The organism is Pseudomonas sp. F220 (genome assembly GCF_057813935.1).
In genome coordinates, this window is sequence record NZ_JBVASJ010000034.1 from 44,298 (window position 1) to 65,234 (window position 20,937).

Genomic DNA, 20,937 nt, shown 5'->3' on the forward strand with positions numbered 1-20,937 from the left:
CAGTTCCGTTCGTCGCCGATTCGCTATATATTAATCTATATAGCGATGAAGAATCTGTAGGGGCAAGCCCGCGCCCACAGAATCTTGTTCCAATAACAAACTGCCCACCGTACTCGACCCAACGGAGCCGCTTCATGACTATTCGTGTTTCACGTTTCGCCCCTACCTGCCTGGCATCCTTGCTCGCAGTCTTCGCTTTCGGGTCAGCTCAGGCCGATGAAGTCCAGGTTGCGGTTGCAGCAAACTTCACCGCACCGATTCAGGCCATCGCTGCTGACTTCGAACAGGACACCGGCCACAAGCTGGTCGCTGCCTATGGCGCCACTGGCCAGTTCTATACCCAGATCAAAAATGGCGCGCCGTTCGAGGTGTTCCTTTCCGCCGATGACACCACCCCGCAGAAACTCGAAACCGAAGGCGACACCGTCAAGGGCTCGCGCTTTACCTACGCAATCGGGACCCTTGCGCTGTGGTCGGCCAAAGACGGCTACGTCGATGCCAAGGGCAAAGTGCTCACGAACAACCAGTATCAACATCTGTCCATCGCCAACCCGAAAGCTGCGCCTTATGGCCTCGCCGCCACTCAGGTGTTGGCCAAACTGGACCTGACTGACAAGGTCAAAAACAAGATCGTCGAAGGCCAGAACATCACCCAGGCCTATCAGTTCGTTTCCACCGGCAATGCCGAATTGGGCTTCGTCGCCTTGTCGCAGATCTATAAAGACGGCAAAGTCACCAGCGGCTCAGCCTGGATCGTTCCGGCCGCCATGCACGACCCGATCAAACAAGACGCGGTGATCCTCAACAAAGGCAAAGACAACCCGGCCGCCAAGGCACTGGTTGACTACCTCAAAGGTCCGAAAGCCGCCGCCATCATCAAGTCCTACGGTTACCAACTCTAAATGCCGCTATCGAGTGCCGATTTTTCCGCCATATGGCTGACCCTGAAACTGGCATCCCTGGTCACGGTGATCCTGTTAATCATCGGCACTCCGATTGCGTTATGGCTATCACGTACCCGTTCGTGGTTGCGCGGGCCGGTCGGCGCGATTGTCGCCCTGCCCCTCGTGCTGCCGCCGACGGTGATCGGCTTCTACTTGCTGCTTTCCCTTGGTCCTCACGGGTTTGTCGGTCAGTTCACCCAATATTTGGGACTGGGTACCCTGACCTTCAGCTTCAGCGGCCTGGTGATCGGCTCCGTCATCTATTCAATGCCCTTTGTCGTACAACCGTTGCAGAACGCATTTTCGGCCATCGGTACCCGTCCACTGGAAGTCGCCGCGACGTTGCGCGCCAACCCTTGGGACACCTTCTTCAGCGTCATCTTGCCGTTGGCCAGGCCTGGCTTTATCACCGCAGCGATACTCGGTTTCGCCCATACCGTCGGTGAGTTCGGCGTGGTGCTGATGATCGGCGGCAATATCCCTGAGAAAACCCGTGTGGTGTCGGTACAGATCTACGACCATGTCGAAGCCATGGAATATCAGCAGGCCCATTGGCTGGCGGGCGCCATGTTGGTGTTCTCGTTCCTGATACTGCTCGCGCTCTACTCGAGCCGCAAAACTAAAGCTGGCTGGAGCTGATTGATGACCTCGTTGATTCACGCTCGCCTGCAACTGAGCTATCCCGGTTTCTCGCTGGATCTGGACCTGCAACTGCCGGGGCGCGGCGTCACTGCCTTGTATGGCCATTCCGGCTCAGGTAAAACCACGTGTTTGCGCTGTATCGCAGGCCTTGAAAAAGCTGATCAAGGCTTTATCCAGATCAATGACGAAGTCTGGCAAGACAGCAGCAAAAAGCGCTTCGTCGCACCCCATAAACGAGCGCTGGGCTACGTCTTCCAAGAGGCCAGTCTGTTTCCCCATTTGTCGGTGCTGGCCAACCTCGAATTCGGACTGCGGCGTATCCCGTCTCAGCAACGGCGAGTTGATATGGCCCATGCCACCGAACTGCTGGGGATCGGCCACTTGCTCGATCGCCATCCATTGAATCTGTCGGGGGGTGAGCGTCAACGTGTCGGCATTGCTCGCGCCCTGCTGACCAGTCCAAAGCTCTTGCTGATGGATGAGCCATTGGCAGCGCTGGACACTCAACGTAAAAACGAAATCCTGCCCTACCTTGAGCGCCTGCATGATGAGTTGGACATCCCGGTGCTGTACGTCAGCCACTCGCAGGATGAAGTCGCGCGTCTGGCCGATCACATCGTCCTGCTCAGCGAGGGTAAAGCGCTGGCCAGCGGCCCCATCGGCGAAACCCTGGCTCGACTCGATCTGCCGATGGCACTGGGTGACGATGCCGGCGTGGTGATCGAAGGTAAGGTCAATGACTACGATGCCCACTATCAACTCCTGACCCTGCAACTGCCGGGCAGTCTGTTGAGCGTGCGAGTCGCACATTCTCCCCTTGGAATCGGAAAGGCCCTACGCTTCAAGGTTCAGGCTCGCGACGTCAGCCTGAGCCTGCAAGACGCCGGGCACAGCAGCATCCTCAATCGCTTGCCGGTCACGGTGATCAGCGAAATCCCCGCCGATAACGCCGCCCATGTACTGGTACGCCTTGATGCCGCGGGCACCGCGTTGCTGGCGCGGATCACCCGCTACTCTCGAGATCAATTGAACCTGCACCCCGGCCAGCAACTCTGGGCACAGATCAAAGCGGTGGCAGTACTGGCTTAAGCATCGGGCACGCCTGCAACAGCTCGCGGTCAACGGCCGCCATGGTTCAACTGAGGAGTCGTTAACCCTTGTACGAAAAAAGCATCATGAGCTAGGCTAGCCACCTTCTCCTTACGCCGGACGACCGCCGAAGTGAACAACTAAGCCTTCCAGAATGTATTCGCAACAAGCCGCCATTGGCGCTTGTTGGCCTATCCGACATTTTTTGGAGGTGCTGATGACTCACGTCACCTGGCTGCCCGCGCTCGTATCCCTGAATCAGGTGTGTTTCCAATTCGCCGATGGCGAGACACTGCTCGATTCACTCACTCTCAGTTTCGATCATTGCCCCACCGGCATCGTCGGCCGTAACGGCATGGGCAAAAGTGTGCTTGCCCGACTGATTGCAAACCAGCTAGTCCCCTCATCCGGGAAAATCACACGCTTTGGTGATGTCGCTTACGTGGCTCAAGATCACTTTGCCTTGGCCGGGCAAACCGTAGCGCAGGCCGCCGGAATCGCGGATGCGCTGGATGCCTTGAAGCGCTTGGCTGCGGGCACGGCCTCGACCGAAGACCTTTTGCGGGTGGACGAGCGCTGGGACTTACCCGAACGTTTGCGCACGCTTTTGGACGAGGCTGGTTTGCCCGGCGTCGACCCGGAGCACCAGACGGACCTGCTCAGCGGCGGCCAACTGGCACGCGTCGCCATCATTGGCGCGCTCCTGACAACCGCCGCTTTGCTGGTCCTCGATGAACCCACCAACCACCTGGACACCGAAGGTCGCACCTGGCTGCTGAGCACACTGAAGAACTGGCAGGGTGGTTTGATCGTTGTCAGCCATGATCGACAGTTGCTCAACCGCATGCAGCGGATCGTCGAGCTGACCGCTCTCGGCCCTCGCGTCTATGGCGGCAACTATGACGCCTATCGTGCTCAACGCCAGAGTGAGCACGTCGCCGCAAAAGCGGCACTTGAACATGCCCGCACCGAACGTACACGCGAACGAAAACGCCAACAGCGCGAGCACGACACCCTCCAGCGCCGCGCCGCCGGCTCACGTAAAAACGCTGACACTGCCAACGTCTCGCGATTCGAACGCGCCGACATGAAAGGCGCCGCAACAGAAATAATGGGCCATGTCCGTCAGGCACATCAGGCGCGCAAAACCGGACTCGATGCGCAAGTACGTGAAGCCAATGCGCGAGTGATGTCGCAAAGCCCGACCTTGGTATCTCTGCCGGGAACAGCCGTACCTGCGAGTCGGCAGGTCTTCACGTTGGTTGATGCACAACTGCCTTGGTTACCCACCAGCGCCCCGACGACCTATGTGACCTGCTCGGCTATTGGACCGATGCGCATAGCCGTCAGCGGTCCCAACGGATGCGGAAAATCAACCCTGCTCAAAATGCTTGCCGGCGGCGTAGCGTGGGCGCCTCTCAGCGGCACCTGCACAACTCACGTGCCCTGCGCCTATCTGGATCAACGTCTTGAACTCCTCGATGATGAACGCTCAATCGTCGAACAACCGGGGCTGCTCGACACACCACTGACCGAAGGTGAACTACGCAGCCGACTGGCCATGTTGCAACTCGACGCCCAGCGTGTCGTTCAACCCAGTCGCCATCTGAGTGGTGGCGAACGTCTTAAAGCAGCCATCGCGGTAGCCCTCTGGAAATCAATTCCTGCCCAATTGCTGTTGCTCGACGAGCCCACCAATCACCTGGACCTTGAGTCAGTACAGGCTTTCGAGAATGCGTTGCGAGACTTTCCGGGAACCCTTGTTGTGGTGTCCCATGATGCCGACTTTCTGGCAGCGCTAGAGCCCACACACCGTTTGAGATGGGAGGTGACGGGATGGTCGTTCCAACGGTTGAGTGACTAGTCGGACCTTTTTCAGCGTTTCAGATGAAAGACCGCTTGGCGCAGGTTTTTGCACGTTTCGAACTTCCTTCTATAGTTGTTCTGACACGAATCATATCGGTGACGCCATGGAAGACATTTTCGTTGTGAAGCGCTACAACAAGATAATCATCCGGGGTCGCAGAGAGGGTGAGGCTTCTCACCCCGTTCCAGCAGCCGACTGGTACCGGATTGCCGATACCCGCACAGGCGGTTTTATAGGGGATGGCTTTGATCGCGAAGCAGAAGCTGACCGTGAATGCCAACGACTAAACGCAGTCAGCAGACGGGCTTCATCTCGTTAGAGGTGATAGATACCACTATTATTTATAGGGTCTATACTGATTTCAGCTGAAGGATCGGCCTCATCGGCAAAAAGCTCGCTCCTCGCGTAATACCGTTCAGTTAAGGAAATTGTAGGAGCGAGCTTGCTCGCGATGGACTCAAGAGCGCCGCGTTTAGCCCGTAAACACGCGTTATCGTTAACATCCATCGCGAGCAAGCTCGCTCCTACAGGGTCGCAGCGTTCGCTTAACTGAACAGCATTGCGCTCCTCGCGGGCTTTTTTGCTGCGTCTTGTCAGATTTCCTCTCTCAACGGAGGTGTTCCAAATGTCCGAAAAAGAGTCCATCACCACACTGCTGACACTCCTCGACTCTCGTCAGGTACGACTGGCCGCAGCCTGCAAAGAAATCGCAGACTGGGTCGACCACCAAGGTGGCCATCCCACAGCGCTCAGGATACGAGACCGCCTCAGAGAGATAGAGACCGAAGCCCCACTCGTTAGAAATGCCCTAACGTCATTGAAGCCTATCGAGCCTCCGCTTCCTCGATTCAGGTAGGGCACAGCATGAGACAGAAGGAATCAACGTGACGCAGACAAATACTACCGTGTGTGAAAAAACGAAAGGCTTGAGTGAGACACTTCACCCAAGCCTTTCGCTTTAAGGGTTACAGGCAGGTTGCCAGCGCGGCCAGTCTGCGCTTGGCGACCCAGCTGTCCGATGCCGCGTAGTAGTTGGCGGTGGTACCCGACGCAGCACTCTGCACGTCGACAAAGTATTGCGCTCCGGTGGTGTAGACCGTAAAACCGCCAGGCTCACCCGGCTGCAAAAATGCTCCGGCGTCGACACCGAATACCGACTCATCCTGCCACGCAAACTGGATGCACTGAGCCACGACTTTTTCCGGTTTGTTCGAAGAAAGCGTCTTGTACGGGCTTTTTGACCGTGCCTCGTTCATCGCGGGCGTCATGCACCCTGCCAGCAGAGCCATCGCAAGAGCTCCTATCAAAATCCGCATGACCTTCCCTCATTATGAAAAGGCGACTGTATCACTGGGCAAGCGCAGATGAGAGGTATGCAGCAAATTCGGGGCTAATTCATCGTGTCGCAAGCAGTGGGGTGATCAGGTTTTTCAAGAGATACAAAATCGCCTTTTGTGCTCGATGCCGTAGTAAGGTTGGTGCGCATTTTTTCTGTATGCACTGCTAACCCATCTCATAAAAACAAACTGCTGAACGATGAGGCAAGGATGCTGACCACGCTAAAAGACTATCCGAGAGCGGTAAATCTGCTGCTTTCGGCGTCTCTGATATTGACCCTGGCGCGAGCCATAACCCTGCCCTATCTGGTCATCTACCTTGCCAGCAGTTTTGCCCTGAGCGTCGCCGATATCGGCCTGGTCATTGGCGGCACACTGGTCATTGGATCGCTGTTGAGCCTGTACGGTGGTTTTCTGGTCGACAATATGTCCAGTTACCGGCTGATTCTGGGCTTCAGCGGTTTGTTCACCCTGGGGTTTCTCGGGACGTTTCTTGCCCGTGATCTCTGGCTTTTCTGTCTATGCCTGGTGCTGATCAACCTGGCTTATGCGGTGATCGATATCGCGGTCAAGTCAGGATTTGGCAGCTTGCTTCCAGTCACTGATCGCAGCGAAGTGTTCTCGATCAAATACACCCTGACCAATATCGGCTATGCCGTCGGCCCGTTTCTTGGGGCGGGGATGGCTAAACTGGATATCAGTTTGCCGTTCCTGTTGTCCGCGGGGCTTGGCGTCGGGTTTTTCCTCATTTATTTCGTTTGGGGCGACAGAGACCTGAGAGCCGTCGATGCGACTCAGAAGCCCGCACCGTTTCTGGCGGTGGGAAAACTTCTGCTCAAGGATTATCGGTTGGTCTGTTTCACCCTCGGCGGGCTACTCAGCGCCGTGGTCTTTGGCCAATTCACGGCTTATCTCTCGCAGTATCTGGTGGTCACGACCACACCTGAAACGACCTATCAGATCATCAGTACCGTTGTGGCTACCAATGCGATGATGGTGATCTGCTTGCAATACTCCATCGGCAGGAGGATCTCCCCCAGACACCTGAATCTGTGGCTGGCAGCAGGACTGAGTATGTTCATGCTTGGCCTGGCGGGTTTCGCCCTGTCGACCACTGTTGTGCTCTGGGTGATCTCAATGGGCATTTTCACTGTCGGCGAGATTATCGTATTCCCCGCTGAATACATGTTCATCGACACCATTGCACCGGACAACCTGCGCGGTATGTACTACGGAGCGCAAAACCTGTCCAACCTCGGCGCGGCACTGGGTCCGGTTCTTTGCGGGCTTGCATTGGCGAGCCAGCCTCCCCACTACATGTTCTACATGCTCGCCCTCTTCATTGTGGCGGGCGGGTTCTTCTACTTCCTGGGCGCGTCCAATTTGAGCAGTACAGCTGGCAAGGGAGCTGGTTGAGGGGCGACCTCGGCTGGAGTCCGTCGGTTTTTTCTGGCGGGTATGGCTCTCAGTTTACTGGGAGCCATACATGGAAATGCCCCGCACATGGCGAGGCGTGATGGCTACATCTCAACTACTTCTTCGACGGGTGAATCGCCTTGGGGAGGAATTTCGTCCTGCCACTCCCTCGTGCCACGCTCGACTTGGTCTTGCTGGATAAGTCGTCGATCGCTGCGCCTTCGAAATCAACCTTGTAAGGAATTTGGCCACAGCGTACGAGGTTATTTATCGGATACTCAGCCCCATCGTCTTCAATGTAAGAATCACTCATCTATTGCTCCATTCTGACCGTTGATCAATACCAGCAAGCACCTGTTGCCTGGGAAATACTGATCATCAACGCGTTGGAGCCTAGCCGGAAATTTGAAGCTTTGGAGCCCAAAAGAAAAAGCCCGACCAATGACCTAGTCTGAATCCGGGCCCTGGGCTTTTGTGTCACGACATTCGGTTACATGGATACGGAGGACACTCGTCACGCTTGGCGCTTAACTGCCGTCAGCGTGAAGCACATAGGTAACTGCGCTTCCTGACTCTCGTACAGATCGTATATTTCCTCGCGATTGGAATGCGCGTACTCCTTCAAGTGTGTGATCTGAAGCCCGGCCTCTATTGAGCCCGTGACAATGTCACCCATCTGATGGACAAACCAATAAAACGGGGAGATTTTTGCCTCGGTTTTTCCCGCGTAGACAATCGCGGTGTCTTCGACAATGGGCTCCACACGAAAATAGGAGCTGCCTACACGGAAGGGATCAGTCGACTCGGGATCGAACATCTCGAGGAACGGATGCGTCTCATAAATCACCAAGGTGCCGCCCACTTTGAGCGTCTTCGCGACATGAGACAGGAAGTCCGCAATATCGGGCATCCAGTTCAATACACCAATCGTAATCAGCGCAACATCGAAACGATCGTGGAGTGCAGGCGACAGGCAATGGATGTCGGCCTCTATGAACTCGGGATCATGCGGGGAGTGAGACGCCAGTTCGCGCGCCTGATCAAGAAAGGCGCTTGATTGATCAATTCCAACCACGGAGCGGGCGCCAAGCGCAAAAAGCGAAAGACTCTCTCGACCATTATTACAGCCTAGCTGCACCACATCTTTGCCATCGATTCCCACATTGAGAAGCAAGGACGTGATCGTCTGATCCAGGCATGAAAAATCCGCGCGGCTAACCAAACTTAAACGCTCCCGCCACTCATCCGTATGTTTATGATGCTTTGCAGAGTCATTCCATGCATCCCTATTGCTTGCGATGGCACTTTTATTTGTTTGCACTTCCATTGCTCTCTCCGTCTCCGACTAGACATGGCTTTCGCTGAGTATTGGCTGTGGGTTAAGAGACTCGGCTCCCCACGCCTCAAAAAACTGGCATGAGTCTATATCACGGGACGCTAGCTGTTGCACCGGGACGAAGTTCACCAGATGCCATCGACGCCGCGAGGTGATCGCGACCGAGATCAGTTACATCAACAGTGCAGAATTTGCGGGAAGGAAAAGAAGGGGATCAATGAGCCCTATGCACTGGTGCGCGAGCAGTTGGCCAGATGCGCAGCGATTTACCCGAAGGTTGGCAATCAGACTCATTGATCGTTGCCCAGCTCAATGTTGGGCGGTTTCCATTTAGGTAAATGGAGTTCTAGCAGCACGCTCTCACCTCAACCTGTTTCCTTCAAGGTGGGAGCCGCGCAGTTATTGTTCTAGCAAAGCCTGCTCTGTGGGTCTAATAATTTTTAGTCCTATCTTTATGGCCTCAGGAGATAACCACCCCGGCGTTACACAGCCCAACGAAGCTCGACTGCGGTCCTGCAACATGTTCCCGTTTACGGGATTGTTTTAGCCCGCAAGCTTTATTGCAAGCTCAGCGACGTGTTTGCCCTGGAAGCGCGCAATATCCAGTTCATTTTGTGACGGTTGCCGTTTCCCGTCGGCGCCTGCCAGGGTGGTCGCGCCATAGGGCGTACCGCCGCTGATCTCGCTCATGTTGGTCAGCCCTGCGCAGGTGTAAGGCACACCCACGATGACCATCCCCTGATGCAGGAGTGTGCTGTGGAACGAGGTAATAGTGGTTTCCTGGCCGCCATGCTGGGTACCCGTCGAAGCAAAAACACTGCCGATCTTCCCGACGAGAGCACCGCTCATCCAGAGTCCACCGGTCTGGTCGAGAAACGTGCGCATCTGTCCCGCCATATTGCCAAAGCGCGTCGGTGTGCCAAAGATGATGGCGTCGTAATTGGCCAGCTCGTCAGGTGTCGCCACCGGTGCCTTCTGGTCGAGTTTGACGCCGATGGCAGCTGCCTGTTCGGCCGGGATGGTTTCAGCGACACGCTTGAGCGTCACGTCGGTGCCGGGTACGGATCGTGCGCCTTCGGCCACTGCGCCAGCCATCGTTTCGAGGTGACCGTACATTGAGTAATAGAGAACAAGTACCTTCGCCATGATTTTTTCCTGGATTAAGAGCCATTCGATGGATTAGGAAGATCCTGGATTACACCACTGCCAACGAACAACAGCGGTAGGCGTAGCGCTTGGTCACGAACGAAACTGCGGCTTACACCCACCAGACTGCAGCGACTTTGACGGCATGCGGACTTAACACTAGCAGCTCCATATGCTGCCTGCTGGCAGACAGAGAAGCTTTTTCGACTACGCATAGGAGCGCTATAGCCATTAGGCGACCGCGGGCTATCTCCCCCATGACACCCCTCACAACATCGCGTTTGGTAAGCCCCCGGGCGTTCAACGTACAGCAACACTCTTCGTATTCACTACAAACCGGCCCGCGGAGAAGGACTACCGTGGGCCTACGAACGGCGCCTGCCGCGCATTAACCAGAGCAGCAACCCGATCACGATCAGTACACCGACAGCCATGGAGCCCTGGGCCATTGCCACCAGGTTCGATGACGCACCACCCGCTCGGTAGTCCTTGATCTGACTCGCGCTGACCTTCACCGCCGGGTTGCCGAAGTGCAAGGTCAGGTAATTCGCCAGCGTGGCGATTTGCTGATCATCCAGCTCCTTGGCGAAGCCTGGCATTCTTACGTCCGAACCATCGGCGTTGCGCTTGACCCCGTCGAGAATCACCATCACCAGATTGCTGGTGTTGCTGCGACCGACCGCCGTGTTATGCACCAGCGATGGCAGGCCGCCATCGAAACTGCCCTGACCTTGAGCCTGGTGACAGGTGCCGCAATAAGCGTCGTAGATCTGCGCGCCGCTCATCTTGCTCCCATCGACCGGCAATGCGACCGCACGGATGCTGCTCAGCTCATCGGATGGCTGCCCCAACGCATAGACCGGCTTGCTGTTGGCAGGATCATGCTGGGCAGGCACAGCTTTGAGGTAGATCGCAATGGCCGTCAGATCGACATCGCTCAAGTACTGAAGGCTGTGATCGACCGCTTCAGCCATGGGCCCTGCAGCTTGGGCCTTGCCCAGCCCATCCCCGATCTTGAGGTACTTGACCAGCTCCTCGGTACTCCAGCCACCCACGCCACTGTTGAGGTCGGAGGTGATATTAGGTGCATGCCAGGTGCCCACATCGCCACCGGCCAGGTCACGCGACGACACCTCGGCCATCATCAGATTGCGTGGCGAATGGCAGGCGCTGCAGTGAGTCAGGCCCTTTACCAGGTAAGCGCCACGGTTCCATTCGGCACTCTGTGACGGATCGGGAGTGAACGGTTTGGCGTCGAGAAATAACAGATTCCACGCGGCCATCGACAAGCGAATGTTGAACGGAAACGGCAACTGGGTTGGCTTGGACGCGGTGTCCACCGGGTCAACGGCATTCATGAAATAGGCGTACATGGCCTGCACATCCTCGTCGCTGATTTTGGCGTACGAGGTGTAAGGCATCGCCGGATACAGATGCTTGCCATCAGCGCGGATACCCTTGCGCAACGCAGCGCTGAACTGCTCCAGCGTGTAGTTGCCGATCCCGGCGCTTTTCGATGGGGTAATGTTGGTGGCAATGATCTCGCCGATCGGTGTCGACAAGGCCAGCCCGCCGGCAAACGGCTTGCCACCAGGCACGCTGTGGCAGGCGACACAGTCGCCCGCTGTGGACAGGTACTTCCCACGCGCAATCAAATCGCTGTCGGTGGCCGCCGCGCTGGTTTGCGCACCGATAAGTGTGGCCCCGACCGCGATCACATGACCAATAAGGCAGTTTTTCCAGTTCATCGGGGTCAGCCTCGCACGTGTTCGATCGATGAGCCATACGACAAAACACGAGCAATGATGCGATCAGGCTGAATGTGGTGCGCCGTTCGCAACGCCAGAGCAACGCCCGTCATGGTCGAATTCATCGTCGCCGCTGTCGGCATGATGCCAGTGCTGCAAATGAACAGGTTTTCATGGTCATGGGTACGACCAAAGCTATCGACCACCGACGTTTTCGGATCATGGCCCATGCTCATGGTCCCGGTGATGTGCTGGTTGTTGGCGAAGCTGCCTTCGGCGGTGTAGCGCAGGTTGGTGCCCCCCAGAAGGCCTGCGATCCGGGCGAAGTCCTTGTGCGACGCCTCAGCGCCGCGCCGGGTGTATTCATCGATGGAGTAGTGAGCCTGGGGCGTTGGAATGCCCAGTTTGTCTTTGTTAGAGCTCAGAGTGATGCGATTCTCGGGGTTGGGCAGCACTTCCAGTACGTCCTTGACGTTGAGTTCGAACGCCGAGCGATGCCGCAGCTGTTTCTCAAACTCCACACCGTAAACGCCATCGGCGATCAGAGCGTCAGTGGCGCTGTTGACCCGCGAGATATTGGTGAAATCCAGCCGATAAGCTGCGTGTTTGGAACGAAAAGCACCATCGCGCATAGTATTGATCGAACTTGGGCTTTGCGGGCCGCGGCCCAGCCACATTTCCTCATCGGCGTCGAAGGTCAATGAAGTGCTTGGGTGATCCATCAGGTTGCGCCCGACCATGCCGGAGCTGTTGGCCAGTCCATTGGGGTATTTATCGCTGGCCGAAAGCAACAGCAGCTTAGGACTTTCGATGCCGTTGGCAGCGAGGATGAAGGTCTTGCCGGTGACGCGATGGGTCTGCTTGTCCGGGTCGTAGTAATGGACCGCAACGATCTTGCCCATATCGTCATGCTCGATACGGTAGACAACGGCGTTGGACTGCAGCTTCGCCCCGGCGTCCACCGCCGATTGAATGGCGATACCGCCATGGTACTGGGCATCAATCGGGCAGATCGGCTGGCAACTGTTATTGCCACAGCAGGCTGGGCGGCCATCGTAGCTGCGACTGTTACGCGCCGTGGTATTGCTCACCATGGCATAGGTCGGGGCCAGCCGCTCGCGAACGCGACGCATGGCGTAGGGTTCGGCCACCGGCTCCATCGGGAACGGCTTGCTGCGTGGTGAACCGGTGTTATCAGCCCCCGAGACGCCCCAGATTTCCTCGACTTCCTGATAGAAAGGGTCGAGTTCTTCATAGGTCAGCGGCCAATCGACGCCCACGCCATACAGGCTATGGATCCGAAAGTCGCTTGGCACCGCGCGCCAGGCCTGGGCGGCCCAGTGCCAAGTGGTACCGCCGACGCCGCGAATATATTCGGCAGGATAAGGATACGGGCCTGCCTGGACCAGGTAGCCGTTGTCAGTCGGTTTATAGACCGGGTGCGGTGCCCAATCCGTACTGGTGTAGGGTGACATCCAGTCGCCCTTGCGCGGCGAGTTGCGGAATGCGGCGACGATGCGACCCCGATCAATGACCGGCCCCGCTTCCAGTATCAGTACCGACGCCCCCTGTTTGACCAGCTTCAGGGCCGCCAGCGACCCACAGACTCCCGAACCGATAACAACGATATCAGCCGATAGTTGGTCAGCCATTTGGCACCTCTACAGTTGGTTTACTTGCCCAGCTTCCATAGGGGCCATAGGCATAGGTCGGAGGCTTGAGCACATCGGCGACCATGACGGCATTCAGCGCATATTCATACGCCAGGCAACGCGCGTGCTCACCACTGCCGACCACGCCCATGAACCAGGCGGTGGCGATTTTGCGTGGTACAGCCGCCAATGATGACTTCTCCGCATCGAGCACTTTCTGCATTTGCATCGGGTCGATGTGGCGATCGTTGACCAGCTTCAGCAGATCCTTCACCTCACCGGCAAAGTTCGGGTCATCGGCCAGCAGCGCCTCGTACAGACTCTTCACCATTTCGTGGTCAAGGGACTGACGACCGGCGATGATCGCAGACAGGGCCAGAAACGCCCCCTGCTCCGGACTTTCCACCGCTTCGGCTAATGCCCAAGGAATGAACGAGGCCGCATAGGCCGTCAACAGGCCTTTAAGCACTCCCCGCCGGGAGGGCAAAAAGGGGACCAGGCTAGCGTTTTCGTCGAGACCAGGCATTATTTTGTCCTGTTATCACAGGTTATTGGCGCGGTACTTTTTAGTACCTGGACCGCGGATTGTTTGTTTAAAACACCGTATTGATCGTCAACCCCGCGACCACAGCATTGTCCACTTCGTACACCCCACCAGGATTGGCCAGGTATTGAAGGTTGGGACGCAGCATCAGCCATGGGGTCAGTCTGAAGTCGTAATGAATTTCGGCGACGTACTCAGCTCGCTGGACAGGCTGGAAGGCCGGATTGTTGTAGTCATCCAGGTTCCTGACTTCGTTCTGCAGCTGTTGGTTTTTCGTCAAGGCCGGGTTGACGTGCATTTCACTGAAACCGATCGCGGCGGCATCCTGTGGACGGGCATCGAATGGACCGGCATAAATGAGCCCGACCTGGGCCTGCCAATCGAGGGTGCTGCTTTTTTTATCGTATTGCCCATAGTGGGCGAACAGGCTCAGCCCGCGCTTGGCATCGCCCCCGACAGTCGTGACCTGTTGGCGTGCGTAGGCATACATGCCATAGCGCCCATCATGCTGATCGGCTGCGGCGCGGGTGACCGCTTTGTCATTGCCGTTGGCGTCTTCAAGCACGTCGGCGGCCGTGGCGCTGTTCCAATAGGTGCCCACCATGTATTTGCCGGCCATCCCGGCATCACCCAGCATGGGCGTCCAGCCAACTTCCCCGACATAGGTATTGCCTTGGCGGCCCGAGGTATTCAATTTGAAGCCGTTGTTGCTGTCGAGCAGAGTCGGGTTGTATTCGTAAACACCCAATTGAGCATAGATCTCAGGGGTGAAGTTGACTTTAATGCGCCCGCCCCACTGGCTGACCGGGGAGTTGAACCAGACCGTTGCGCCATGGCCGACCAGGCCGCCGCACAAGGAGTTGTTCTGGAACACACAGCCCGTGGCATCGAAGTCGCTGCCTATTGGCAGTCTGCCCAGTTTGATGTCGAGCACATCGTTGAAATATTTTTGTTGGTAGGCGAGGGTCGTAATCCGCCAGGTCTGACCACGCCCGAAGTTCTCTTGTACGGACGAGCCAATCGTGCCGACGCGGGGGTCGGTCAAGCGATCATTGGTGATGTCGCGACCACTGCGCTCGGTGATCAGTAATTGCAGATTAGCTTTGTTCCAACCCAAAATTTTCTGTAAATCCATGGCGCCGCCGATATTGAATTGGTCGGTGTAACGCGCCGTATGATCGTGGTCATAACCCCCGTGAAGGTTAGCGGCACTCTCGGACTGATAGCTGAGTTGGACGTCATAACCCTTGTCCAGTAGCTCCTTACGAAGGCCACCCCAGTCACCCGTCATCCACTGTGATGAGGTAGAGAACATCCCTTCATCTGCGAACACCAGAGCACTCAGGCAACTGAGAGACAGCCCAACACCCGCAAATACTACTTTGCTCATCTTTTCCCAGACCTGTAGGGCCTGCCGAATCGGCTGAGCAAAGACTAGTCGTCGCGTTGAATATTTGCCCGTCCACGACAATTAATATTGCAAAATATTTCGCTCTTCACGTTTTACGGAGGGTGATCTTCAGCGGTGGATTGACGCATACATGGCTCCTCCCTGTTCGAGAGCAGGCTGCCAATCAGCTGCTAGTGTTAAAAGTACGCACAAGGCGTCAATACCAGACTTGCTTGCGCATCCTCTCTCGCGTCCACAGGCGGAACACCATGAGATACAACCTGTTTGAGAATCAGAGAAACGAGATCATCCTGCTCGCCCGCATCCTTCTGATGATCCTTTTCATCATGTCCGGCTGGAGCAAGCTGACAAACTTTGGCGGTACCGTTGCTTACCTAAGTTCACTCGGCGCGCCCATGCCCATGGTCGCTGCGGGGATTGCGGTCGTCATGGAGTTCTTTGCTGCTATAGCGATCGTCTTGGGTTTTTACACCCGCCCACTCGCATTTCTCTTCGTCTTGTTCGTACTCGGTACCTCTCTGATCGCGCATCACTTTTGGACTATGGTTGACCCAGAGCGCGCGGCCAACACGATCCAATACTTCAAGAATCTCAGTATCATGGGCGGTTTTCTGCTGCTGGGCATTACAGGTCCTGGCAAGTATTCGATTGACGGCAGATAGCTGCACGCACATCACTCGAACCACCCCTGACGAGGGGTGAGGGAAGCGACCTGACACGCCCTCGCCCTTTGTGCTGAACACCTCGGCAGAACGACAAACCTACAGTTGGTCGGCCTGCTCAATCATATTCGTAGCCAGCTTAATGCCTTGGCTTCTTGCATCGTCGAAGCTCTTGTAAATCGCTTTTTCATGAAGGTTCTGGATATTGTCCTCAGAGTACTTCACGGAAATACGAAGCCCTTTTGGGATCGGATCACCTGGATCCCCCCATTCGAAATCAATCATCGCCTCTCTGCCGTTTGGGTGGACGTAATTAACTGGGTGCGGCCTGTCTACTGGTGCCATTTCGCTCTCCCTGATATCCGGTGATTACCCAATCTTAAGCATTAGTCCACAACCAACAATCACGCCACCCTGGCGAGGAAGAAGCCGGCGAACGTGTTATCCGTTGAAGTACAGCAGACCAAACGAGCATCACTTGTGCAGTTTCACCGGGGCGGCAGTGTTTGACGCAAGCCCCAGAGTATGAGCATCACAGCAACAATGATGGTGACCCCGACACTTACAAACCCTGCCGTCACCAAGCTCTCCTGCCATGGTTCGCCCCGGTGTTCTGCGCCGGTGACAGGCGACATGGCCATCGTCCCGAGAACGGCCGCAAGCACGGTAAATCCCCAGTTTGCATAGGTGCCGTAAAGAACGGTCCAGAATGCAACTGCTTTTGTGCGTGGGACGAGGTGAATCTCCATCCAGACCGCGCCAATCGCCAGGAGCAGGATGCCATTCATGACCCCCTCAAGGTGTGCAGCAAGTCCCATACGCGGATTGCTGAACTGCGGCTCGAAGAGACCTGTGCACAGACCCAGGAACAACAAGAATATGCCATGCCAGAGCAACCTTCGCCGAGTCCGGCCCATGACCATGTACCCCCCATGATTGGCCGAAACATGATCGCCAGCCCCTCTCACATCAACTCTAGATCGTTCTCCAAAAAGTGCGGTGCTCCTGACTCGGATGCAGATGAATCCTCAACAGACCTCCCACTCCCTCCTCCGGAGTCCTGCCGAACGAGCACGATCCAAAAACCAGCAACTCGTCACCTCGACTCGATGGTTATTCATTGATATAGCGCCTTCGGTGATCACTACCGTTACAATTTGATACTTATTCACTCCCAAAGACCAAAGTCCATGCCTGAAGACTTCGAAGTCCCCAGCCCGCACGAACAACATCTGGAACACGCCACCGAACACGCCCAGGCCCGCGGCGACAATTTCGCCAGCAAGATAGCGGTGATGACGGCGATCATGGCGACCATGGGTGCCATGCTCAGTTATCAGGCGGGCTCCACGGAGAGCGAAGCGGCAATGGACAAGAACAACGCCGCCATCAAGAAAACCGAAGCCTCCAACGAATGGAATTATTACCAGGCCAAATCCAGCCGGCAAAACCTGTCTGAGCTGGCGATCCATATCCCCGGCCTCGATGCCGCGCATTACACCGCCGAAGCGCAACGCTATAAAAATGAAAAAGAAGTGGTGCGCAAAAAAGCAGAAGCACTCGAGGTGGAGGCTCGAGAATGGGATGAAAAGTCAGAGTTGGTATTGCATCAGCATCACCGCTGGGCCCAGGCGATGACCGCCATTCAGATTGCTATTTCGCTGGCGGCGATTACCTTGTTGACGCGCAAGGAGTGGCTAAAGAAGGTCGCGTATAGTGCGGCGGGAGTCAGTGTGGTGCTGGGCACGCTGGCTTGGTTGCATATATAAGCTGGATGAGGTTTCCCCGACACGCATGGTTAAAATGTAAATTTCAACATGCCCATCCGAGAGCCCGGCCCAGCGCCGCAATGCTGTTCAGTTAAGCGAACGCTGCGACCCTGTAGGAGCGAGCTTGCTCGCGATGGATATTAACGATAACGCGTGTTTACTGGCTAAACGCGGCGCTCTTGAGTCCATCGCGAGCAAGCTCGCTCCTACAATTTCCTTAACTGAACGGTATTACGGCCCAGCGCCGGGCTTTTTGATTCTGGCCTTGCGTCGTCCATCATCCTGCCCGTTATCTTGCGCTGAACACCCAGGCTTGCGGCTAAGAAATATTGATTATCCGTAGCAAGCGGCGCACATCATCAACTGAGCGTAGCTTGATGGTCCACTCCCCATCAGTCTTGTCATTTACCTCGCCAAATTCTGCGGCGAGTGATTTAAGCGAATGGTGTTCGGTCTTGAAAGCTGGCAGCCGGAAGTAAAATAGAAGCCAATTATGATTGGAAACGAAGCTGAAGGGACAAGTGCCGTCGGATGCCGAAAAAATTCCAATGGATCTATTTAATTCAGCCTGCGGCTTGGGGGCGCAGTTATACCCTTTCATTGTGGAGATCGCGCCAACCAGCATGCAAAACGCCTCCCGCACTTGCGGGCTTTCGATAGACGAATAGCAATCAACGTACTTCGCTGCATCCCGAGCGTCAGTGATCATCTGAATTCCCCTAGGTATGTGCCCGCCTCCAATCTAGCACTATCCATTTGAGCGGGAGCCCCCCAAGCCGACAGAAAATCCAATCACCCAGCCGCTGGGCGTTGAGCGCTTGACGGTGCGGTAGATCGTGCAGATGCGCCAAACCCTGACTACCGTTACATAGGCAGGATCATCGCCGCGGTGCAGCAGGCTCTGCGCCAGGAACAGCGACTCCGGGAGCCGACCATGACAGTCACCCTGTTCACCTTGTATATCCACTACTGTACGGCCCAAGGTTGCGAAACCAAGCCGCTCAGCCAGTGGAGCACGCTCCAAGAGTGCCTGGCCCAGATCAAGATGTACCACGCAATGGTGCCCGGCGATTACTCCATGGAGTGCAAGTGATGCCAATCATTCCCCCGACTCAAACCTGAGCTACACACCATTGACCGCATTCTGCCTGCATGCCCATTGCGAGTGTCGGAACTGATTTTGAAGCTATTTTGGTTTTCGCTAGCGGACGGTAAATCAATGGATAAAGAGATCTATCGGAAGGGACAATCCCTACTAATCTAATTTTTAACACCACCAAAAAAGGTGCAGCGCCTTGCTGCCGAGGCTCGACCTGTCAGGTGGCGTGAACGCCGGCCAGAATCCTCACTAACAGGGGAAATGGAATGTCCAAAACAACATCAAAAAAAAGCAAGCCATTGGTTTTGCTATCAATTTTTATCAGTCTTTCGTTTATTTCAGGATGTGCACATAAACACACTGTGGTGAGCGCTCCACCGCCTATTGAGGAGCGCTCTCCAACGCCAACTGAGGGCTCCGTCTGCTACGCGAAAGCACTGCCCACTGTTGGAGAGGGAGGCTTGGCATGGGGTCCCAATCTGCAGAATGCACGCACATCTTCAATGAATAATTGCAGACGCTATGCAGGCCGATCAGGTGGAACTCCAAATACCTGCAAGGTAGTGGACGCTGGCTGCCATGATTAATTTTCCGCTCTATTGGTTTCGCTGCTGACGGCAGGCCTGATGAGTCACAGACAAGCGCTCACTGCAGCCACCAACTCTCGCTCATAACCTACCCTCCGCCAGCCAGTGTTCCCTCGTTTATGAGGCGAGGTCTTTCGGTGGGGACGGCCTACTCATGGTCCACTCATGTCCCAAGATGATTTAACCTGAAGAGCTATCGGTGCAAGGAGCAAGGCAGTGATCAACATTCGTGAGGCATCCATAAAAGACCTCGACGCACTTCGTGATATCGGCTGCGAGACGTACCAGGAACATTTCTCCGACATCTGGTCTCACGCTGGAATGCATAACTTCCTCAACGCAGATTTCTCAATCCAGGCACTCAAGACATCGCTCGAGTCAGCCACACACCACTGTTGGCTCATAGCGTGCGACGAAGAAGACCGAGTGGTGGGCTTTGCAAAAGTGAACTGGTCGACGCCCGCCCCCATTTCTGGTCAAGTCGGAACTGAACTCCAGAAAATTTATTTCCTCAAGTCTCAGGCAGGCAAAGGCTATGGGAAGCAGCTTTTGCAATTCATTCGCCACCTTGCGCAAATACGTAAAGAGCGCTTGGTTTGGCTCGACGTGCTAAAGACCAATACCAATGCGCAGCGCTTCTATGAAAGCTTCGGGTTCAGAACGCTTGGAGAAATCCCTTTCAATACTGATAAAGCCGAAATCGGAATGGTCGTGATGTCCTGTGAGCTTCCACGGTAGGCACGCTCGATTGCCTCCCAGTTGGGTTGCCTGGTTGCCATAGGTTTTCTCTAATAGCTTGAATTAGTGGCTGGTTGCCGGTATCAGTGAGGTTCAAATCCAGGAGAGCGGCATGTCAAAAAAATACGAGGTGGTTACCGCATATCCAACGACGAATGGCACTAAAGGCCCTGGACAGCTCAAAACAACATCAGAGCCTAGATTCAATATTTTCAATACCAACACCGGAATGCGCGAACTGCGCGCCTACACCTCAAGGGAAGAGGCTCAAGCCGAGTGCGAACGCCGGAGTAAAGAAGAGTAACGATTCAAACAAACCTCTACCCCACTCAACGCCAAGCCCCCCATGAACCGCCGTTGCGAATGACCAGGCGATGCTGAAGCAGACCCCGGAACGACGGGGCTTTTTCTGGCATGTGTGACATCTCAAGTTCCTCCCCTATCAGGGAGCCATAAATGAAGAAGCCCCGCTCAGTGGCGAAGCTCAAATAAAGGGAACATCGATCATTCAGACCGAAGGTAAGAGCAACATATCCACGCATTGACTAGGGTTTACGAGTGGTAGCCAATAGCCATGGAGCCGACCGTGAAGCCTGTACATTTTATTATCTGCTACAGCTTCAACGGGTATCGAGTCGTGTTCGCTCATCCCTCGAAAATCATGACAGAGGCAGATGCTTGCTACCTTTCCTTTTTGCACTCCGGGTGCAGGTTAGCCTCAAGTCCACCTTGCGGCGGCACCGTCCGGGCGATGCGAAATTTTGTGAGTTTAAGCGGCATCACCGAGGTTATGTGGCACCGGTATTTGCAGACTCCGTCTGATATCGAGTAGGAGGCGGGGTCACCCCCGCCGTCCTCTCACACCACCGTACGTACGGTTCCGTATACGGCGGTTCAAGCTATGCGGCTAAGCCGGTTTATCGTATCCAGTATTGAGACCAGCCCCAGCC

Annotated in this window: 26 protein-coding genes; 14 read left to right on the plus strand and 12 right to left on the minus strand. The window is 55.6% G+C overall.

From position 1 onward, the window contains the following. Positions 1 to 134: 134 nt before the first annotated feature. The 5 genes from modA (at position 135) to ACZYSM_RS23365 (ending at position 4,861) form a co-directional block, all read left to right on the plus strand. A complete protein-coding gene (gene modA, locus ACZYSM_RS23345) occupies positions 135 to 902 on the plus strand; it encodes a molybdate ABC transporter substrate-binding protein (protein WP_489075044.1) in 768 nt (255 codons plus the stop codon). Continuing rightward, positions 903 to 1,583, plus strand: coding sequence for a molybdate ABC transporter permease subunit (gene modB / locus ACZYSM_RS23350; RefSeq protein WP_489075046.1), 681 nt, complete (start codon positions 903 to 905; stop codon positions 1,581 to 1,583). A gap of 3 nt (positions 1,584 to 1,586) precedes the next feature. Beyond that, the gene (gene modC / locus ACZYSM_RS23355; RefSeq protein ID WP_489075048.1) at positions 1,587 to 2,675 is read left to right on the plus strand and encodes a molybdenum ABC transporter ATP-binding protein; all 1,089 of its coding nucleotides are present in this window, start codon (positions 1,587 to 1,589) and stop codon (positions 2,673 to 2,675) included. A gap of 217 nt (positions 2,676 to 2,892) precedes the next feature. Next, positions 2,893 to 4,539, plus strand: a complete 1,647-nt coding sequence (locus ACZYSM_RS23360) for an ABC-F family ATP-binding cassette domain-containing protein (protein WP_489075050.1) — start codon at positions 2,893 to 2,895, stop codon at positions 4,537 to 4,539. A gap of 106 nt (positions 4,540 to 4,645) precedes the next feature. Next, positions 4,646 to 4,861 (plus strand): hypothetical protein, encoded by a 216-nt coding sequence (locus ACZYSM_RS23365; protein ID WP_489075052.1) that lies wholly within the window; start codon positions 4,646 to 4,648, stop codon positions 4,859 to 4,861. On the opposite strand, the gene ACZYSM_RS23370 is transcribed toward ACZYSM_RS23365, so the two are convergent. Continuing rightward, complete coding sequence (locus tag ACZYSM_RS23370; RefSeq protein ID WP_489075094.1) at positions 4,858 to 5,187, minus strand: hypothetical protein; 330 nt, start codon at positions 5,185 to 5,187, stop codon at positions 4,858 to 4,860. The two genes, ACZYSM_RS23365 and ACZYSM_RS23370, sit on opposite strands and share 4 nt — an antisense overlap. Between ACZYSM_RS23370 and ACZYSM_RS23375 the strand changes: the two genes are divergently transcribed. Next, positions 5,168 to 5,398, plus strand: a complete 231-nt coding sequence (locus tag ACZYSM_RS23375) for a hypothetical protein (protein WP_489075054.1) — start codon at positions 5,168 to 5,170, stop codon at positions 5,396 to 5,398. The genes ACZYSM_RS23370 and ACZYSM_RS23375 overlap by 20 nt on opposite strands. 109 nt (positions 5,399 to 5,507) lie before the next feature. Here the strand turns inward: ACZYSM_RS23375 and ACZYSM_RS23380 are convergent, their stop codons facing one another. Continuing rightward, positions 5,508 to 5,858, minus strand: a complete 351-nt coding sequence (locus ACZYSM_RS23380; protein ID WP_489075056.1) for a hypothetical protein — start codon at positions 5,856 to 5,858, stop codon at positions 5,508 to 5,510. A gap of 231 nt (positions 5,859 to 6,089) precedes the next feature. Between ACZYSM_RS23380 and ACZYSM_RS23385 the strand changes: the two genes are divergently transcribed. Then, positions 6,090 to 7,295, plus strand: coding sequence for an MFS transporter (locus ACZYSM_RS23385; protein WP_489075092.1), 1,206 nt, complete (start codon positions 6,090 to 6,092; stop codon positions 7,293 to 7,295). Positions 7,296 to 7,410: 115 nt separating this feature from the next. On the opposite strand, the gene ACZYSM_RS23390 is transcribed toward ACZYSM_RS23385, so the two are convergent. From ACZYSM_RS23390 to ACZYSM_RS23420, 7 genes are all read right to left on the minus strand, one after another. Beyond that, the gene (locus ACZYSM_RS23390; RefSeq protein WP_489075058.1) at positions 7,411 to 7,608 is read right to left on the minus strand and encodes a hypothetical protein; all 198 of its coding nucleotides are present in this window, start codon (positions 7,606 to 7,608) and stop codon (positions 7,411 to 7,413) included. A gap of 201 nt (positions 7,609 to 7,809) precedes the next feature. After that, the gene (locus ACZYSM_RS23395) at positions 7,810 to 8,622 is read right to left on the minus strand and encodes a class I SAM-dependent methyltransferase (RefSeq protein ID WP_489075060.1); all 813 of its coding nucleotides are present in this window, start codon (positions 8,620 to 8,622) and stop codon (positions 7,810 to 7,812) included. 552 nt (positions 8,623 to 9,174) lie between these two features. Continuing rightward, complete coding sequence (wrbA, locus tag ACZYSM_RS23400) at positions 9,175 to 9,777, minus strand: NAD(P)H:quinone oxidoreductase (protein WP_489075062.1); 603 nt, start codon at positions 9,775 to 9,777, stop codon at positions 9,175 to 9,177. Positions 9,778 to 10,142: 365 nt separating this feature from the next. After that, on the minus strand, positions 10,143 to 11,525 hold the full coding sequence (locus ACZYSM_RS23405) for a c-type cytochrome (protein ID WP_489075064.1): 1,383 nt from the start codon (positions 11,523 to 11,525) through the stop codon (positions 10,143 to 10,145). Positions 11,526 to 11,530: 5 nt separating this feature from the next. Further along, positions 11,531 to 13,177 carry a GMC family oxidoreductase gene (locus tag ACZYSM_RS23410; RefSeq protein WP_489075066.1) on the minus strand — a complete coding sequence of 549 codons (1,647 nt, stop codon included), beginning with the start codon at positions 13,175 to 13,177 and terminating at the stop codon, positions 11,531 to 11,533. After that, on the minus strand, positions 13,170 to 13,703 hold the full coding sequence (locus ACZYSM_RS23415) for a sugar dehydrogenase complex small subunit (protein WP_489075068.1): 534 nt from the start codon (positions 13,701 to 13,703) through the stop codon (positions 13,170 to 13,172). Before ACZYSM_RS23415 ends, ACZYSM_RS23410 begins: the two co-directional genes overlap by 8 nt. 67 nt (positions 13,704 to 13,770) lie before the next feature. Further along, positions 13,771 to 15,111, minus strand: coding sequence for a carbohydrate porin (locus tag ACZYSM_RS23420; protein ID WP_489075070.1), 1,341 nt, complete (start codon positions 15,109 to 15,111; stop codon positions 13,771 to 13,773). A 269-nt stretch (positions 15,112 to 15,380) separates the two neighbouring features. Here ACZYSM_RS23420 and ACZYSM_RS23425 point away from each other — a divergent pair, with 269 nt between their 5' ends. Further along, a complete protein-coding gene (locus ACZYSM_RS23425; protein ID WP_489075072.1) occupies positions 15,381 to 15,794 on the plus strand; it encodes a DoxX family protein in 414 nt (137 codons plus the stop codon). 99 nt (positions 15,795 to 15,893) lie between these two features. Here the strand turns inward: ACZYSM_RS23425 and ACZYSM_RS23430 are convergent, their stop codons facing one another. Together ACZYSM_RS23430 and ACZYSM_RS23435 are read right to left on the minus strand one after the other, a co-directional pair. Beyond that, the gene (locus ACZYSM_RS23430) at positions 15,894 to 16,139 is read right to left on the minus strand and encodes a hypothetical protein (RefSeq protein WP_489075074.1); all 246 of its coding nucleotides are present in this window, start codon (positions 16,137 to 16,139) and stop codon (positions 15,894 to 15,896) included. Positions 16,140 to 16,282: 143 nt separating this feature from the next. Next, positions 16,283 to 16,717, minus strand: a complete 435-nt coding sequence (locus ACZYSM_RS23435) for a styrene oxide isomerase (RefSeq protein ID WP_489075076.1) — start codon at positions 16,715 to 16,717, stop codon at positions 16,283 to 16,285. A gap of 267 nt (positions 16,718 to 16,984) precedes the next feature. Here ACZYSM_RS23435 and ACZYSM_RS23440 point away from each other — a divergent pair, with 267 nt between their 5' ends. After that, entirely contained in the window at positions 16,985 to 17,563 is a 579-nt protein-coding gene (locus ACZYSM_RS23440; protein ID WP_489075078.1) for a DUF4337 domain-containing protein, read from the plus strand. A 319-nt stretch (positions 17,564 to 17,882) separates the two neighbouring features. Here the strand turns inward: ACZYSM_RS23440 and ACZYSM_RS23445 are convergent, their stop codons facing one another. Continuing rightward, positions 17,883 to 18,272, minus strand: a complete 390-nt coding sequence (locus ACZYSM_RS23445; protein ID WP_489075080.1) for a hypothetical protein — start codon at positions 18,270 to 18,272, stop codon at positions 17,883 to 17,885. A gap of 225 nt (positions 18,273 to 18,497) precedes the next feature. Here ACZYSM_RS23445 and ACZYSM_RS23450 point away from each other — a divergent pair, with 225 nt between their 5' ends. The 5 genes from ACZYSM_RS23450 to ACZYSM_RS23470 all read left to right on the plus strand — a co-directional run bounded on the left by ACZYSM_RS23450 (position 18,498) and on the right by ACZYSM_RS23470 (position 20,819). Next, on the plus strand, positions 18,498 to 18,656 hold the full coding sequence (locus ACZYSM_RS23450; protein WP_489075082.1) for a hypothetical protein: 159 nt from the start codon (positions 18,498 to 18,500) through the stop codon (positions 18,654 to 18,656). 272 nt (positions 18,657 to 18,928) lie between these two features. Then, the gene (locus tag ACZYSM_RS23455) at positions 18,929 to 19,249 is read left to right on the plus strand and encodes a hypothetical protein (RefSeq protein WP_489075084.1); all 321 of its coding nucleotides are present in this window, start codon (positions 18,929 to 18,931) and stop codon (positions 19,247 to 19,249) included. Positions 19,250 to 19,465: 216 nt separating this feature from the next. Then, entirely contained in the window at positions 19,466 to 19,987 is a 522-nt protein-coding gene (locus tag ACZYSM_RS23460; protein WP_489075086.1) for a GNAT family N-acetyltransferase, read from the plus strand. A gap of 112 nt (positions 19,988 to 20,099) precedes the next feature. Then, on the plus strand, positions 20,100 to 20,291 hold the full coding sequence (locus ACZYSM_RS23465) for a hypothetical protein (protein WP_489075088.1): 192 nt from the start codon (positions 20,100 to 20,102) through the stop codon (positions 20,289 to 20,291). Between the two features lie 270 nt (positions 20,292 to 20,561). Beyond that, positions 20,562 to 20,819 (plus strand): DUF6555 family protein, encoded by a 258-nt coding sequence (locus ACZYSM_RS23470; protein WP_489075090.1) that lies wholly within the window; start codon positions 20,562 to 20,564, stop codon positions 20,817 to 20,819. Positions 20,820 to 20,937: the final 118 nt, after the last annotated feature.

Bases quoted from the DNA above. Each gene is read 5' to 3' on its own strand.
- ACZYSM_RS23370 (WP_489075094.1), bottom strand. From the start codon at position 5,187: ATGGACTCTTTTTCGGACATTTGGAACACCTCCGTTGAGAGAGGAAAT.
- ACZYSM_RS23470 (WP_489075090.1), top strand. From the start codon at position 20,562: ATGGAGCCGACCGTGAAGCCTGTACATTTTATTATCTGCTACAGCTTC.
- ACZYSM_RS23455 (WP_489075084.1), top strand. From the start codon at position 18,929: ATGTCCAAAACAACATCAAAAAAAAGCAAGCCATTGGTTTTGCTATCA.
- ACZYSM_RS23375 (WP_489075054.1), top strand. From the start codon at position 5,168: ATGTCCGAAAAAGAGTCCATCACCACACTGCTGACACTCCTCGACTCT.
- ACZYSM_RS23445 (WP_489075080.1), bottom strand. From the start codon at position 18,272: ATGATCACTGACGCTCGGGATGCAGCGAAGTACGTTGATTGCTATTCG.
- ACZYSM_RS23410 (WP_489075066.1), bottom strand. From the start codon at position 13,177: ATGGCTGACCAACTATCGGCTGATATCGTTGTTATCGGTTCGGGAGTC.
- ACZYSM_RS23385 (WP_489075092.1), top strand. From the start codon at position 6,090: ATGCTGACCACGCTAAAAGACTATCCGAGAGCGGTAAATCTGCTGCTT.
- wrbA (WP_489075062.1), bottom strand. From the start codon at position 9,777: ATGGCGAAGGTACTTGTTCTCTATTACTCAATGTACGGTCACCTCGAA.
- ACZYSM_RS23365 (WP_489075052.1), top strand. From the start codon at position 4,646: ATGGAAGACATTTTCGTTGTGAAGCGCTACAACAAGATAATCATCCGG.
- modB (WP_489075046.1), top strand. From the start codon at position 903: ATGCCGCTATCGAGTGCCGATTTTTCCGCCATATGGCTGACCCTGAAA.
- ACZYSM_RS23360 (WP_489075050.1), top strand. From the start codon at position 2,893: ATGACTCACGTCACCTGGCTGCCCGCGCTCGTATCCCTGAATCAGGTG.
- ACZYSM_RS23395 (WP_489075060.1), bottom strand. From the start codon at position 8,622: ATGGAAGTGCAAACAAATAAAAGTGCCATCGCAAGCAATAGGGATGCA.
- ACZYSM_RS23450 (WP_489075082.1), top strand. From the start codon at position 18,498: ATGACAGTCACCCTGTTCACCTTGTATATCCACTACTGTACGGCCCAA.
- ACZYSM_RS23405 (WP_489075064.1), bottom strand. From the start codon at position 11,525: ATGAACTGGAAAAACTGCCTTATTGGTCATGTGATCGCGGTCGGGGCC.
- ACZYSM_RS23435 (WP_489075076.1), bottom strand. From the start codon at position 16,717: ATGGTCATGGGCCGGACTCGGCGAAGGTTGCTCTGGCATGGCATATTC.
- ACZYSM_RS23440 (WP_489075078.1), top strand. From the start codon at position 16,985: ATGCCTGAAGACTTCGAAGTCCCCAGCCCGCACGAACAACATCTGGAA.
- ACZYSM_RS23465 (WP_489075088.1), top strand. From the start codon at position 20,100: ATGTCAAAAAAATACGAGGTGGTTACCGCATATCCAACGACGAATGGC.
- ACZYSM_RS23390 (WP_489075058.1), bottom strand. From the start codon at position 7,608: ATGAGTGATTCTTACATTGAAGACGATGGGGCTGAGTATCCGATAAAT.
- modC (WP_489075048.1), top strand. From the start codon at position 1,587: ATGACCTCGTTGATTCACGCTCGCCTGCAACTGAGCTATCCCGGTTTC.
- ACZYSM_RS23415 (WP_489075068.1), bottom strand. From the start codon at position 13,703: ATGCCTGGTCTCGACGAAAACGCTAGCCTGGTCCCCTTTTTGCCCTCC.
- ACZYSM_RS23380 (WP_489075056.1), bottom strand. From the start codon at position 5,858: ATGCGGATTTTGATAGGAGCTCTTGCGATGGCTCTGCTGGCAGGGTGC.
- ACZYSM_RS23420 (WP_489075070.1), bottom strand. From the start codon at position 15,111: ATGAGCAAAGTAGTATTTGCGGGTGTTGGGCTGTCTCTCAGTTGCCTG.
- modA (WP_489075044.1), top strand. From the start codon at position 135: ATGACTATTCGTGTTTCACGTTTCGCCCCTACCTGCCTGGCATCCTTG.
- ACZYSM_RS23430 (WP_489075074.1), bottom strand. From the start codon at position 16,139: ATGGCACCAGTAGACAGGCCGCACCCAGTTAATTACGTCCACCCAAAC.
- ACZYSM_RS23425 (WP_489075072.1), top strand. From the start codon at position 15,381: ATGAGATACAACCTGTTTGAGAATCAGAGAAACGAGATCATCCTGCTC.